This is a genomic window from Deinococcus apachensis DSM 19763 (assembly GCF_000381345.1).
GTDB lineage: Bacteria > Deinococcota > Deinococci > Deinococcales > Deinococcaceae > Deinococcus > Deinococcus apachensis.
The window spans coordinates 1-11,655 of the sequence record NZ_KB906401.1 but is presented as its reverse complement, the minus strand read 5'-3'; the positions used below and the strand labels follow the sequence as shown (position 1 = coordinate 11,655).

Genomic DNA, 11,655 nt, shown 5'->3' with positions numbered 1-11,655 from the left:
GGCCCCCGGCTTACTTTGCGCGCAGGCAGGGGAAATCCTGTTCCCCGCCCCGAAAGGAGCTCTGCATTGGTATGGATGTGATCATCAATAACGCGACCCCGGGTGCAGTTCAGATGGTGCCGCAGCAATACGTGCCCACGCCGGGCGTGACGTACGCGGCGCCGTACGGCTACGGTCCCGGCTACCGCCACGAGGGGGGCTTCCCCGGCTTCTTCCTCGTCCTGCTGATCATCGGGGCCGTGGTGTTCCTGCGTCGGCGCGGCGCCTGGCGTCGGTGGACCGGAGCAGGCGGCCCAGGAGGTCCGGCGGGCGGCAACCTGGGCGACGATGTGCGCGACACCTTCCGGCGTGGGCGGGCGCGCTTCCTGAATGACCACGCGCTCGACATCGCCCGAGAGCGGTACGCGAAAGGCGAGATCAACGCCGACGAGTACGAGACCCTGCGGCGCACCCTGAGCGGCGAGGAGGGCGGAGCGCCGCGTCCTCCGGCCGGGGGCGACGAGGGGACGCTCAAGCTCTGAGGCTCTTTCCGGGCTGCCTGCCTTCCCCATCCGGGTGGCAGGCGGCCCCGAACCGGCGAGAATGGCAGCAGCCCATGACCACCATCCTGATCGTCGAGGACGAGGCGCGGCTCGCCGAGATTCTGGAGGGTTACCTCCGCCGCGAGGGCTTTCACACCGAGCGGGCAGCCACCGGACCCCGTGCCCTGGAGCTGTGGCGCGCCGCCCGCCCCGCGCTGATGCTGCTCGACCTGATGCTGCCCGGGCTGGACGGTCTGGAGATTGCCCGCCGCGTCCGGGCCGAATCCGACCTCCCCATCATCATGCTCACCGCCCGGGACGAGGAGGTGGACCGGCTGGTGGGCCTGGGCATCGGCGCCGACGACTACGTGGTCAAGCCCTACAGCCCCCGCGAGGTGGTGGCGCGCGTGAAGGCGGTGCTGCGCCGGGCGGGCGGGGGAGTCGGCCTGCCCACCGTGCGGCACGCGGGACCGCTCACGGTGGACACGGCGAGCTACGAGGCATATCTGGCGGGCGAGCCGCTGGACCTCACCGTGGCCGAGGTTCGCCTCCTCGCCCTGCTGGCCCGCGAGCCGGGAGTGGTGCGGACGCGGGCCGAACTGCTCGCCGCGCTGGGCAGCCTGGAGCGCGGCACGGACGAGCGCACGGTGGACGCCCACGTCAAGAACCTGCGGCGCAAGTTCGGCCTGCACGACGCGCTGCTCGACACGGTGCGCGGTGTGGGCTACCGCCTGAAGGTTTCCTGATGCGGGAACGGTGGCGCCAGGGGCGGGCGGCCCGGCGGGCTCATCATCGCCGCCGCGGCCTGCGCGCCCGTCTGACCCGGATGTTCGCGTTGGTGGCCATCCTGGCGGTGGTGCTCACGACTGTCCTGACAGTGGGGGCGACCTTTCGCGTCCTCGCGCAGTTTGGCCCCGGGGTGGGGGCGGACACCGCCTGGGACGCGGCGACCTGGCAGCAGGTGGCGAGCGGGGCGGGGCGCTCAATCATCCGCAGCGCCGTGCAGGCCGCCTTCCTGAGTGCGCTCCTCGCCATCTTCGTCGCAGGGCTCGTCACCCGGCAGCTCACCCGCCCCCTCGCGCGCCTCGCCGACGGGGCCGAACGGCTGCGGGCGGGGGACCGCAGCGTGCAACTGCCCATTCCCCCCCGCCAGGACGAACTGCGCGACCTCACCGCCACCTTCAACGACCTCACCCTCAGCCTCGCCCGGCAGGAGGCGTGGCGCCGCGGCCTGGTCGCGGATATCGCCCACGACCTGCGGACGCCCCTGGCGGTCCTGCGCTCGGAGATCGAGGCCATGCAGGACGGCGTGCAACCGCTGGACGGGGCCGCCCTCGCCCGGCTGCACGGCGAGGTGTTGCTCCTCGCGCGCCTGGTGACCGACCTGCGGACGCTGTCGCTGGCGGAGAGCGGGGCGCTGAGTTTAGAGCCCAGACTCCTCGACGCGGAGGAAGCGCTGCGGGGGCTCGCCGAGGCCTATTCCGTCCGGGCGGTGGAGGCGGGGGTAACGCTCACCGTTCACGCCTCCTCTCCGCTTCCCCTGCACGTCGACTCCGACCGTTTGAGGCAGGCCCTCGGGAATATTTTGGACAACGCCCTGCGCTACGCGGCGCCTGGCCCGGTCAAGTTGTCAGCCTGGGCGGATGGGGAAGGCACCCACCTCAGCATCCGGGATGATGGCCCCGGCTTTCGCCCCGACGACCTCGCCCGCGCCTTCGAGCGCTTCTACCGGGCAGACGCCAGCCGCACCCGTGACCCGCAGGGAAGGGCGAGCAGCGGGCTGGGTCTGGCAATTGCCCGCGCCCTCGTTGAAGCTCAAGGAGGACGGCTTGCCGCCCGGAATCATCCGGAGGGAGGGGCGGAATTTACGCTGACGTTCCCGGTTCCGTCCGGGGAACCTCCCAGTCCTCAGACCCGGATGGTCACCCGCGCCCCGTCGTCCTCCAGGTGAACGGTGTCAATAAAGCGCACGACCCGGCTCGCGTAGCCCATCACCAGCGTATGCGTCCGCGCGCCGCCGCCGAAGCGCCGCACACCGCTCAGCAACTCACCATACGTAATGCCCGTCGCACTGAACACGATCTGGCTCCCGGGGGCGAGTTCGTCCGTCTTGTAAATCTTGTGCTCGTCCACGCCCATCGACGCGAACCGCTCGCGCATAGCGTCGTCCTCGGCGATGAAGCGGCCCTGAATCTCGGCGCCCAGACACTTCATCGCGGCCGCCGACAGCACACCCTCCGGCGCCCCGCCCGAGCCCATCAGTGCGTGGACCCCCGTGCCTCGCACCCCAACGGCGAGGCTCGCCACCACGTCCCCGTCCCCGATCAGCTTCACGCGCGCCCCGGCCTGCCGCACCCGGCGGATCAGGTCCGCGTGCCGCTCACGGTCAAGGATGGTCACGAGCAGGTCCTCCACGTCCCGCTCCAAACTCTGCGCGAGGACACTGAGGTTGGCCTCCACCGGCCAGTCGAGGTTCACCCGTCCGGCAGCGGGGGGCGGCACGACGAGCTTGTCCATGTAGCAGTCGGGCGCGTGCATCAGGCCGCCCCGCTCGGAGAGGGCGATCACCGCGAGGCCGTTGGGCAGCCCCTTGGCGGTCACGCTCGTTCCCTCCACCGGGTCGACCGCGATGTCCACCTCGTACTGCCCCTGCCCCAGCTCCTCGCCGATGTACAGCATGGGCGCCTCGTCCATCTCGCCCTCGCCGATCACGACCCGGCCGCGGATGTCGAGCGAGTTCAGCAACTCACGCATGGCCTCCGTGCCCGCCCCGTCCACCGCGTTCTTGTCGCCCATGCCCACCCAGCGGCTGGCCGCCAGCGCCGCCCCCTCGGTCACCCGCGCCGTCTCCAGCACCAGCGCGTGCTCGAAACTGCCCGTCCTTGCCTGCGTGCCCTGCCCCTTGCCTTTGCCCGTCATGGTTGGACCGTACCATGTCATTCGGAAAAAGGCGGCTGGGAGCGGTTCCAGGGTGTCACCCGGCTGGGATCAAGGGGAAGGCAGGTCGGACCAGATCAGGACCCAGGCGGCGGGCAGGCCGAGGGTGTGCAGAGCCGCGAGTCGGTGGTTGCCGTCACTCACGACCAGCCTTCCCTCACCCCGCCGAACGATGAGCGGGGCGAAGCGCCCTCCGGCCCTAAGGTGAGAGGCGAGTTCCGCCCCATGCGCCATCCACTCTTCGGCCGACACCCGGTACTCCATGTCCGGCTCCGGGCCACAGCACCTCTACAATTCACTCAGGGGCATGGTCCCTCCCAGAACCGGGGCGCCAGGTGCAGGCCATCTGCCAGGGCCACGTTGCCTCCCGGCTGCCGCAGGTGGGTATCTATCCAGCGGGCCAACTCGCTCTGCCCCCCGTCTCTGGCACCCCCGTCAGATCGAAGGGGGCGGCCCCAGGGTTCAACGCAACACGCCTACCCATACCAGCAGCAGCCACAGCAGCACCGGGATCGCCAGCGAGCCGACGATCAGCTTGAGTAGCCGCCACCAGTCGTTCAGGAATTCCCGCATGGCGGCAGGGTAGCAGGGGAGGGGAGGTACAGGCCGCGTCCAGTCTCACTCTGTCTGCGCCCCATTAACCCTGCTCCCGCGCCGCTCTGCTTAAACTGCCCGCATGACCCTCAGCGACCTCGCAGGCAAGATCGCCCCGCAGAGCCTCCTGACGAACATCCCCCGCCTGGTCGCCCACTACTACGAGACGCGGCCCGATCCCGGGAACGCGGCGCAGCGAGTGGCCTTCGGCACGAGCGGGCACCGGGGCACCAGCCTCAATGGCACCTTCAACGAGGCGCATATCCTTGCCGTCTCGCAGGCGGTTGCCGAGCACCGGGCAGCGGCGGGGATCACCGGGCCGCTGTACATGGGGCTGGACACCCATGCGCTGAGCGAGCCCGCGTGGATGTCGGCGCTAGAGGTCCTCGTGGCGAACGGGGTGCGGGTGTGCGCCCAGCCGGGCTTCTTCACGCCCACGCCCCTGGTCAGCCACGCGATCCTCAACCACAATCGGGCGGGGCAGGGCGGCACGGCGGACGGCATCGTGATTACCCCTAGCCACAATCCCCCGCAGGACGGCGGCTTCAAGTACAACCCACCCAGCGGCGGCCCCGCCGACACCGATGTGACGAAGGCCGTGCAGAACCGGGCAAACGCGATTCTGGAGGGTGGGCTAAGCGAGGTGAAGCGCGTCAGCCTGAACGACGCGATGGCGACGCTCGACCCCTTCGACTTCATCGCGCCCTACGTGTCCGAACTGGGGGAGGTCGTGGACCTGGACGTGATCCGGCAGAGTGGGGTGCGCCTGGGCGTCGATCCGCTGGGTGGCAGCAGCCTGCCCGTGTGGGAGGCCATTCAGGCGGAGTACGACCTCAACTTGACCATCGTGAACTCCGTCATCGACCCCCGCTTCGCCTTCATGACGGTGGACCGAGACGGCAAGATCCGCATGGACTGCTCCAGCCCCTGGGCAATGGCGAGCCTCCTGGCCCTCAAGGACGATTACGACGTGGCCGTGGGCAACGACCCCGACGCCGACCGCCACGGCATCGTGACCGCCGACGGCCTGATGAACCCCAACCATTACCTCGCCGTCATGATTGACTACCTCTTCCAGAACCGCCCCGGCTGGAACGCGGACGCGGGGGTGGGCAAGACGCTCGTGAGCAGCGCCCTGATCGACCGGGTGGCAGCGGGCATCGGGCGGAGGCTGGTGGAGGTGCCCGTGGGCTTCAAGTATTTCGTGGAGGGCCTGCTCACCGGCTCCCTGGGCTTCGGCGGCGAGGAGTCGGCGGGCGCGAGCTTCCTGAGGATGAATGGGGTTGCGTGGAGCACCGACAAGGACGGAATCATCCCCGGTTTGCTCGCAGCGGAGATCACGGCCAGGACGGGGCAGACGCCCAGCCAACGTTTCGCTGCCCTCACCGAGCAGTACGGCGCGACCGCCTATGACCGCCAGGACGCCCCCGCCAACGCCGAGCAGAAGAAGGTGCTCGCCAACCTCAGCCCCGAGCAGGTCACCGCCTCGACGCTGGCGGGCGATCCCATCACCGCCAAGCTGACCCGCGCGCCCGGCAATGGCGAGCCCATCGGCGGGTTGAAGGTCACCACGGACTTCGCCTGGTTCGCCGCCCGGCCCAGCGGCACCGAGGACGTGTACAAGATCTACGCGGAGAGCTTCAAGGGAGCGGATCATCTGCGGCAGGTCATGGAAGAGGCCCGTGAGGTCGTCGCGGCAGCCTTCAAGGCGGGAGGGGCGGCATGAGCATGACCGAAGGCCACACCATCATCACGCGTGAGGAGATCACGGACGTCGAGTTCGACTGGTTCGCCACCGACGCGAACGGCCATATCGCGCAGTTCATGGCGGCGGGTGATCCCAGCGTCCCCGAGGCGGCCCTCGCCTCCGAGGAACTCCTCGAAGCCCTGCACGTCTGGATCGACACCCGCCCTGAACGTGAAGACGCGAACGCTTTAGCCGGAGGTTTTGACGAACACCTCACCCCGCCGCAGCGCCGGGGCGCCTACGTGTACGACCAGGTGCCGGACGAGCCGGGCGTGTACCGCCTCGTCGCGGCCCCGCGCACGCCCCTGCGGTTGGAGGAGCTGCCCGAGCGGCTGGGGGAGTACTTGGTTGGGCTCACCTTACCCGTTCCCCTCGGCACAACGCGAATCCGGGTGCAGGAGGACGGGGGGGCGGAGGCGCTGGACGACATGGCCTGAACCTCATCCCCATCCTTGCGCTTCCCGGGCGCCGCGCGCTATGCTACTGCGGTTGAAAACTGCCCGGGACCAGGGTTGCCCCAGGGGGTTTTTCGGCACGCCACTCCCGCGCTGATGCTGACAGCCGCCGGACGTGCGTTGATCACCTCGGCTTCACCGCCAACCCGATCCCGCTCCCTGGGTTATCCCACGTGTGGGCGGGCCTCCACGAAACCAGACCAGATTAGGAGTGATCGACTCTGCCTACCACCCAGCAATTGCTCCGTAAGGGGCGCGCCACCCTCCAGAAGAAGAGCAAGGTTCCCGCGCTCAAGGGGAGCCCCTTCCGCCGCGGCGTCTGCACGGTCGTCAAGACCACGACGCCCAAGAAGCCCAACTCGGCGCTCCGCAAGATCGCCCGCGTGCGTCTCTCCAGCGGCTTCGAAGTGACCGCCTACATCCCCGGCGAGGGCCACAACCTCCAGGAACACAGCGTCGTGCTGATCCGCGGCGGCCGTGTGAAGGACCTCCCCGGCGTGCGCTACCACATCGTGCGCGGCAGCCTCGACACCCAGGGCGTCAAGGACCGCAACAAGAGCCGCTCCAAGTACGGCACCAAGAAGCCCAAGGCTGGCGCGGCCGCCGCGGGCGCCAAGAAGAAGTAATCCCCGTGTGGCGGCGGGGGAGAGGTCAGGCCCCCGCCGCCCCGTGCGGAGAGAGGCCGCCTCCCCCAGAGGTGAGGCCAATGAACCGAGCTATCTGAGTTTCAAGGAGTAGAGCATGGCACGTCGCCGCAGAGCAGAAGTGCGCCCCATCCAGCCCGACCTCGTGTATCAGGACGTGCTGGTGAGCGCGATGATCAACCGCATCATGATCGACGGCAAGAAGAACCTTGCCAGCCGCATCTTCTACGGGGCCTGCCGCCTCGTGCAGGAGCGCACCGGCCAGGAGCCTCTCAAGGTCTTCCGCCAGGCCTTCGACAACGTCAAGCCCCGCGTCGAGGTCCGCAGCCGCCGCGTGGGTGGCAGCACCTACCAGGTGCCCGTCGAGGTGAGTGCCCGCCGTCAGCAGAGCCTCACGCTGCGCTGGATGATGAGCGCCGTCGAGGGCCGCCCCGAGCGCACCGCCATCGAGAGACTGGCGGGCGAGATCATGGACGCCGCGCAGGGCCGTGGCGGCGCGATCAAGAAGAAAGACGACGTGGAGCGCATGGCGGAAGCCAACCGCGCCTACGCCCACTACCGCTGGTAATTCAGCGCCGCTGAATAGAGCGTGACCGGACAGCGGCCTAGACAGCCGGCTGTCCCGTTTCGCTGAAAGCCAGGGGTTGACCTTACGGTGGCGAGACACGCCACTCGCGGAAAATAGGGAGTCCTATGACCACCAAAGCCCAGAGCTACCTCACGCACTTCCGCAACATCGGGATTGCCGCGCACATCGACGCGGGCAAGACCACGACCACCGAGCGCATCCTGTACTACACCGGGCGTACCCACAACATCGGCGAGGTGCACGACGGCGCCGCCACGATGGACTGGATGGAGCAGGAGCGCGAGCGCGGCATCACCATCACGGCTGCCGCCACGACCGCCCGCTGGAAGCGTTCCGGCACCAACGAGGAGTACACCGTCAACATCATCGACACGCCCGGCCACGTGGACTTCACCATCGAGGTGGAGCGCTCCATGCGTGTGCTGGACGGCGCGGTCGCGGTGTTCGACTCCTCGCAGGGCGTTGAGCCGCAGTCCGAGACCGTGTGGCGCCAGGCCGACCGCTACGGTGTGCCCCGCATTGCGTTCTCCAACAAGATGGACAAGACGGGCGCCTCGTTCGAACTCGTGGTGAATGACATCCGCGAGCGCCTGGGTGCGATTCCCGCCCCCGTGCAGTACCCAATGGGCCAGGAGAACGAGTTCAAGGGCATCATCGACATCGTTCGCCAGCGGGCCTACACCTACACGAACGACCTGGGCACCGAGATCCAGGAGCACGACGTGCCCGCCGAATACGCGGACAAGGTCGCCGAGATGCGCTCGCAGCTCATTGAGGCGGCGGCCGAGGTCGACGAGGACCTGATGCTGATGTACCTCGAAGGCGAGGAGCCCAGCGTCGAGCAGCTCGTCGCGGCAATCCGCAAGGGCACCATCGAGAAGAAGATCTTCCCGGTGCTGTGCGGCTCCGCGTTGAAGAACAAGGGCGTGCAGCTCCTCCTCGACGCCGTGATCGACTACCTGCCCAGCCCCCTGGAAGTGCCCGCCATCCGCGGCACCCACGAGGACGGCGAGACCGTCACCGAGTTCCCCGCCGATCCCGAGGGCAAGCTCGCCGCGCTGGCGTTCAAGATCATGGCCGACCCCTACGTGGGCCGCCTGACCTTCGTCCGCATCTACTCGGGCACCCTGAACTCCGGCTCCTACGTGTACAACGCTTCCAAGGAGAAGCGCGAGCGCGTTGGCCGCCTGCTCAAGATGCACGCCAACAGCCGTGAGGAAGTCACCGAGCTCAAGGCGGGCGAGCTGGGCGCCGTGATCGGCCTCAAGGACGCGGGCACCGGCAACACCCTGATCGGTGACGGCGACGACCGCGTGCTGCTGGAGAGCATCGACGTGCCCGAGCCCGTCATCAAGCTCGCGATCGAGCCCAAGACCAAGGCCGACCAGGAGAAGATGGGCGTGGGCCTGCAGAAGCTCGCCGAAGAGGACCCCACCTTCAAGGTGGAGACCGACCAGGAGAGCGGCCAGACCACCATCGCGGGCATGGGCGAACTGCACCTGGAGATCCTGGTGGACCGCCTGAAGCGCGAGTACAAGGTGGACGCCAACGTGGGCGCGCCCCAGGTCGCCTACCGTGAGACGATCACCAAGCCCGTCGACGTGGAAGGCAAGTTCGTCCGCCAGTCCGGCGGTCGCGGGCAGTTCGGCCACGTGAAGATCAAGGCCGAGCCGCTGGAGCCCGGCGCGGGCTTCGTGTTCGAGAACGCCGTCGTGGGGGGCACCGTTCCCCGCGAGTACATCGCCCCGGCCCAGAAGGGTATCGAGGAAGCGATGCAGAGCGGTCCCATGCTGGGCTTCCCGGTCGTGGACATGAAGGTCACCGTGTACGACGGCTCGTACCACGAGGTCGACTCCAGCGAAATGGCGTTCAAGATCGCCGGTTCGATGGCCCTCAAGGAGGCCGTGCAGAAGGGCGCCCCGGCGCTGCTGGAGCCCATCATGCGCGTGGAAGTTACCGTGCCCGAGGACTACATGGGCGACATCATCGGTGACCTGAACAGCCGCCGCGGCCAGATTCAGGGTATGGAGGCCCGCGGCAACGCGCAGATCGTGCGCGCCTTCGTGCCCCTGAGCGAGATGTTCGGGTACGCGACCGACATGCGCTCCATGACCCAGGGCCGCGCGAGCTACTCGATGTTCTTCGACCACTACAGCCAGGTGCCGAACAACCTCGCGCAGCAACTCATGAAGAAGTAAGCCCGAGAGGCTGAGGGAAGAGCCCGCCGCACAGGCGGGTTTTTCCTTTGGTGTTCGGCTTGGTAGTAGGCAGTGGGGATGAGCACGCTACTCTGACCGACATGAGATCGCCTTCCCTCCGGCCAAACTCCCCCTCGGGGCCAAGGCCGCCACGCCTCGCCTTCCTCACCGTGCCCCTCCTGATCGGGCTGATCTACAATGCCATCTCGCTGCTGACGCTGCCCTTTTCGGGGGATACCCTCAATGCTATCCTCGCGCAACTCAATGCTGCGACCGGAGAGCCGGTGGCCGCGCTGTCGCAGGAACAGCTGATGACGGTGTTGTGGGTCTCGTTCTTTCTGACTTGCGGCATCATCCTGCTGCTGTACTCCACCCGGCGGGCATTGCTGGAGGGGCGCCGCTGGGGCTGGGTGTCCAGCATCGTGATCGCGGTCCTCAGTCTGCTGCTGTTTCCAATCGGAACGGTGCTGGGCCTGATCATGCTCGTCGGCGCCTTCGACCGGGACGTGCAGGCGTATACCCGGCGTTGAGCGGTTGGAGGGAGTCTCGGCGCGCGGCGAGGCCGGGTCTTGCGGCCCGGCCCATCTTTTAGTATCTTAGCAAGTCGGTGCGAGGGCCGTCCCCGGATGGCCGCGCAACGTGCCAGCACGGCGGGACACCGCCCTGGCGGGAATCAAACCAATGTGGGAGCGCCCACCCAAGCCCGATCAAAGGGCTTTTTGGCGTGCCCACCGCTTGGAGGAGACAGATCATGGCCAAAGGAACGTTTGAGAGGACGAAGCCGCACGTGAACGTCGGGACGATCGGGCACGTGGACCACGGCAAGACCACCCTGACCGCCGCCATCACCTTCACGGCGGCCGCGATGGACCCCACCGTCGAGAAGCTGGCCTACGACCAGATCGACAAGGCCCCCGAGGAAAAGGCCCGCGGCATCACCATCAACACCGCGCACGTCGAATACAACACCCCCACCCGCCACTACAGCCACGTCGACTGCCCCGGCCACGCCGACTACGTCAAGAACATGATCACCGGCGCCGCCCAGATGGACGGGGCGATCCTGGTGGTCAGCAGCGCCGACGGCCCGATGCCCCAGACCCGCGAGCACATCCTGCTCGCTCGCCAGGTGGGCGTGCCCTACATCGTCGTGTTCATGAACAAGGTGGACATGGTCGACGACGAGGAGCTGCTGGAACTGGTGGAGATGGAAGTGCGCGAGCTGCTCAGCAAGTACGAGTTTCCCGGCGATGACCTGCCGGTGATCAAGGGCAGCGCCCTGCAGGCGCTGGAAGCGCTGCAGGCCAACCCCAAGACCAGCCGCGGCGAGAACCAGTGGGTCGACCGCATCTGGGAACTGCTGGACGCCATCGACAGCTACATCCCCACCCCCGAGCGCGACACCGACAAGACCTTCCTGATGCCCGTCGAGGACGTGTTCACCATCACCGGCCGCGGCACCGTGGCCACCGGCCGCGTGGAGCGTGGCGTGGTGAAGGTGCAGGACGAGGTGGAGATCATCGGGCTGCGCGATACCAAGAAGACCACGGTGACGGGCATCGAGATGCACCGCAAGCTGCTGGATCAGGGCATGGCGGGCGACAACGTGGGGGTGCTGCTGCGCGGCGTGGCCCGTGATGACGTGGAGCGCGGCCAGGTACTGGCCAAGCCGGGCAGCATCAAGCCGCACACCAAGTTCGAGGCCAGCGTGTACGTGCTGTCCAAGGATGAGGGTGGACGTCACTCGGCGTTCTTCGGCGGGTACCGTCCGCAGTTCTACTTCCGCACCACTGATGTGACGGGTGTGGTGGAGCTGGCCGAGGGCGTGGAGATGGTGATGCCCGGTGACAACGTGACCTTCACCGTCGAGCTGATCAAGCCCATCGCCATGGAAGAGGGCCTGCGCTTCGCCATCCGCGAGGGCGGCCGTACCGTCGGCGCGGGCGTCGTCACGAAAGTGTTGGAGTAAA

12 protein-coding genes are annotated in these 11,655 nt (G+C 67.9%); 10 read left to right on the top strand and 2 right to left on the bottom strand.

Features of this window, described 5'->3' with window-relative positions; all coding sequences use genetic code 11:
• Positions 1–71 precede the first annotated feature (71 nt).
• From F784_RS22665 to F784_RS0108385, 3 genes are all read left to right on the top strand, one after another.
• Positions 72–521, top strand: a complete 450-nt coding sequence (locus F784_RS22665; protein WP_019586282.1) for an SHOCT domain-containing protein — start codon at positions 72–74, stop codon at positions 519–521.
• 74 nt (positions 522–595) lie between these two features.
• Positions 596–1,267, top strand: a complete 672-nt coding sequence (locus F784_RS0108390) for a response regulator (RefSeq protein ID WP_019586281.1) — start codon at positions 596–598, stop codon at positions 1,265–1,267.
• Positions 1,267–2,472, top strand: a complete 1,206-nt coding sequence (locus tag F784_RS0108385; protein ID WP_019586280.1) for a sensor histidine kinase — start codon at positions 1,267–1,269, stop codon at positions 2,470–2,472. Before F784_RS0108390 ends, F784_RS0108385 begins: the two co-directional genes overlap by 1 nt.
• Here the strand turns inward: F784_RS0108385 and glpX are convergent.
• On the bottom strand, positions 2,430–3,440 hold the full coding sequence (glpX, locus tag F784_RS0108380; RefSeq protein ID WP_019586279.1) for a class II fructose-bisphosphatase: 1,011 nt from the start codon (positions 3,438–3,440) through the stop codon (positions 2,430–2,432). The genes F784_RS0108385 and glpX overlap by 43 nt on opposite strands.
• A 69-nt stretch (positions 3,441–3,509) precedes the next feature.
• Positions 3,510–3,722: a ParB N-terminal domain-containing protein gene (locus tag F784_RS0108375; protein WP_019586278.1), complete on the bottom strand. Its 213-nt coding sequence runs from the start codon at positions 3,720–3,722 to the stop codon at positions 3,510–3,512.
• A gap of 412 nt (positions 3,723–4,134) precedes the next feature.
• Between F784_RS0108375 and pgm the strand changes: the two genes are divergently transcribed.
• From pgm to tuf, 7 genes are all read left to right on the top strand, one after another.
• A complete protein-coding gene (gene pgm / locus F784_RS0108365; protein WP_019586276.1) occupies positions 4,135–5,778 on the top strand; it encodes a phosphoglucomutase (alpha-D-glucose-1,6-bisphosphate-dependent) in 1,644 nt (547 codons plus the stop codon).
• Complete coding sequence (locus F784_RS0108360) at positions 5,775–6,236, top strand: hypothetical protein (RefSeq protein WP_019586275.1); 462 nt, start codon at positions 5,775–5,777, stop codon at positions 6,234–6,236. The genes pgm and F784_RS0108360 overlap by 4 nt, the downstream gene beginning before the upstream one ends.
• A 239-nt stretch (positions 6,237–6,475) precedes the next feature.
• Positions 6,476–6,880 carry a 30S ribosomal protein S12 gene (rpsL, locus tag F784_RS0108355; protein ID WP_026332367.1) on the top strand — a complete coding sequence of 135 codons (405 nt, stop codon included), beginning with the start codon at positions 6,476–6,478 and terminating at the stop codon, positions 6,878–6,880.
• A 115-nt stretch (positions 6,881–6,995) separates the two neighbouring features.
• Positions 6,996–7,466, top strand: a complete 471-nt coding sequence (gene rpsG / locus F784_RS0108350) for a 30S ribosomal protein S7 (RefSeq protein WP_019586273.1) — start codon at positions 6,996–6,998, stop codon at positions 7,464–7,466.
• Between the two features lie 125 nt (positions 7,467–7,591).
• On the top strand, positions 7,592–9,685 hold the full coding sequence (gene fusA, locus F784_RS0108345; protein WP_019586272.1) for an elongation factor G: 2,094 nt from the start codon (positions 7,592–7,594) through the stop codon (positions 9,683–9,685).
• Positions 9,686–9,855: 170 nt separating this feature from the next.
• Positions 9,856–10,215: a hypothetical protein gene (locus F784_RS0108340; protein WP_019586271.1), complete on the top strand. Its 360-nt coding sequence runs from the start codon at positions 9,856–9,858 to the stop codon at positions 10,213–10,215.
• 221 nt (positions 10,216–10,436) lie between these two features.
• Positions 10,437–11,654, top strand: a complete 1,218-nt coding sequence (gene tuf / locus F784_RS0108335; RefSeq protein ID WP_019586270.1) for an elongation factor Tu — start codon at positions 10,437–10,439, stop codon at positions 11,652–11,654.
• Position 11,655 lies beyond the last annotated feature (1 nt).

Excerpts from the sequence above, each read along its gene's own strand:
- F784_RS22665 (WP_019586282.1), top strand. The coding sequence starts at position 72 with ATGGATGTGATCATCAATAACGCGACCCCGGGTGCAGTTCAGATGGTG.
- F784_RS0108390 (WP_019586281.1), top strand. The coding sequence starts at position 596 with ATGACCACCATCCTGATCGTCGAGGACGAGGCGCGGCTCGCCGAGATT.
- F784_RS0108385 (WP_019586280.1), top strand. The coding sequence starts at position 1,267 with ATGCGGGAACGGTGGCGCCAGGGGCGGGCGGCCCGGCGGGCTCATCAT.
- glpX (WP_019586279.1), bottom strand. The coding sequence starts at position 3,440 with ATGACGGGCAAAGGCAAGGGGCAGGGCACGCAGGCAAGGACGGGCAGT.
- F784_RS0108375 (WP_019586278.1), bottom strand. The coding sequence starts at position 3,722 with ATGGAGTACCGGGTGTCGGCCGAAGAGTGGATGGCGCATGGGGCGGAA.
- pgm (WP_019586276.1), top strand. The coding sequence starts at position 4,135 with ATGACCCTCAGCGACCTCGCAGGCAAGATCGCCCCGCAGAGCCTCCTG.
- F784_RS0108360 (WP_019586275.1), top strand. The coding sequence starts at position 5,775 with ATGAGCATGACCGAAGGCCACACCATCATCACGCGTGAGGAGATCACG.
- rpsG (WP_019586273.1), top strand. The coding sequence starts at position 6,996 with ATGGCACGTCGCCGCAGAGCAGAAGTGCGCCCCATCCAGCCCGACCTC.
- fusA (WP_019586272.1), top strand. The coding sequence starts at position 7,592 with ATGACCACCAAAGCCCAGAGCTACCTCACGCACTTCCGCAACATCGGG.
- tuf (WP_019586270.1), top strand. The coding sequence starts at position 10,437 with ATGGCCAAAGGAACGTTTGAGAGGACGAAGCCGCACGTGAACGTCGGG.